1 protein-coding gene and 1 pseudogene are annotated in these 1,270 nt (G+C 50.9%); both read right to left on the reverse strand.

Annotated features, from left to right (window positions below):
• Window positions 1-301: 301 nt before the first annotated feature.
• Window positions 302-1,087 carry a hypothetical protein gene (locus HKD24_RS15080; protein ID WP_228124488.1) on the reverse strand — a complete coding sequence of 262 codons (786 nt, stop codon included), beginning with the start codon at window positions 1,085-1,087 and terminating at the stop codon, window positions 302-304.
• 81 nt (window positions 1,088-1,168) lie between these two features.
• Window positions 1,169-1,270: pseudogene (locus HKD24_RS15085) on the reverse strand (IS5-like element ISMex42 family transposase); the annotation flags it as partial.

Genomic DNA, 1,270 nt, shown 5'->3' on the forward strand with positions numbered 1-1,270 from the left:
GCTGGACGAACGCCTGATGAGGCGTATCATGGCGCGCCGACGCCATCTGGCCCGGGGTTAACCCCGGACCAGAGGGCCAACAGCAACGCCGTCAGAATGGCGGCATAACAACAACCGGGTATAGCTTATTCAAATCCAAAAACTGTCCGAACAGACGGGACCACCTCTAACAGGGTGAGTTGCGTTCGAAACCTTCATGATTTCATCAAGGAAAACGCTAAAAGACGTCCTTCTTGGTAACGATTTATGAGAAACACTTTGGAGAAGAAGTGAGCTCTCGTCAAGAGACTTTCCAAAGTCTTTAAAACGGTGAAGGTGTGCCATGGGTAGGGTATTGGGTCTGCGGGTTCGGGGTGGGAAACGATGCGGGACTGCGGGAAAGAGACGGGCCGATAAATTCTTCGTGTCTCATTCTATGGTTTTTCGTGTTGAGTAAATCAGAAAGCCGTTTGATTTCACGCTGAGCAAGATCTTTCTTGTCTCTGTGCGCTCTGTTCCAATCCATAATGCGCTTTTGGCGCGCTTGCATGATACGGTCAAAACGCTGGTTAAGCCATGAGTCCAGCATCTGTATGTCGGCCATGGCTGAAAATTCTGCATCATAGGTTTTCCTGAAGTGTTCCAGAGCCAGTTTGTTCTTTTCACTCAGGATGGAGCGGATCGGATTGGGCGGCTCTGCACGTAGCCCCACGATATGCAGCAAGGCTTGCACAACAAAACGGAGAACCTCAAGAAATTCGAAAAAGAGCTGATCCGCTCTTCTTTCAAGTTTTGTGGCTTTCCCTATGAGACGCTGCCAGCGACTTTTTTCAGCGTCCTGCCACTCTCGTTTTGCGACGCTATAATGGTCAAAGCTTTTTCTGAGCTGCTTCTGATAAGGGGTAAGCTGCCTGCGCCATGTGGCTAGCGTCTGACCTCGATCAAGAGGCTTCCAGCTTGTTTCGGGTGCCTGCTGGTCAAGAATAGTGTGTTGTTGTGCGATGGCTTTCCTGATCTCTTTCCGAAAACGGGCCTCCTCTGCGCTTATGATCTGCACAGAAGAGGAGGAAGGGAGTGGCTCTGTCGTTAGAGCGTCAACGTCAGTCATTCGTTTGAGCCAGAGTTCTTTTCGCCATGCAGGGATTTTCGGACGTTTTATAACCGGTGATTTTCTGGGCACTAGGGCCTGTTAGGGCTTGATCCAGTCTGCTGCGGCAGCGATGTGGATGACCGCGAGGAACGACGTTGCTGTTTTTTCGTATCTGGTTGCGACAGCGCGCCACTCCTTGAG

The organism is Gluconobacter vitians (assembly GCF_015244565.1).
In the GTDB taxonomy this organism is placed as follows: domain Bacteria; phylum Pseudomonadota; class Alphaproteobacteria; order Acetobacterales; family Acetobacteraceae; genus Gluconobacter; species Gluconobacter vitians.

Coding starts and splice junctions, on each gene's coding strand:
- HKD24_RS15080 (WP_228124488.1), bottom strand. CDS start 1,087: ATGACTGACGTTGACGCTCTAACGACAGAGCCACTCCCTTCCTCCTCT.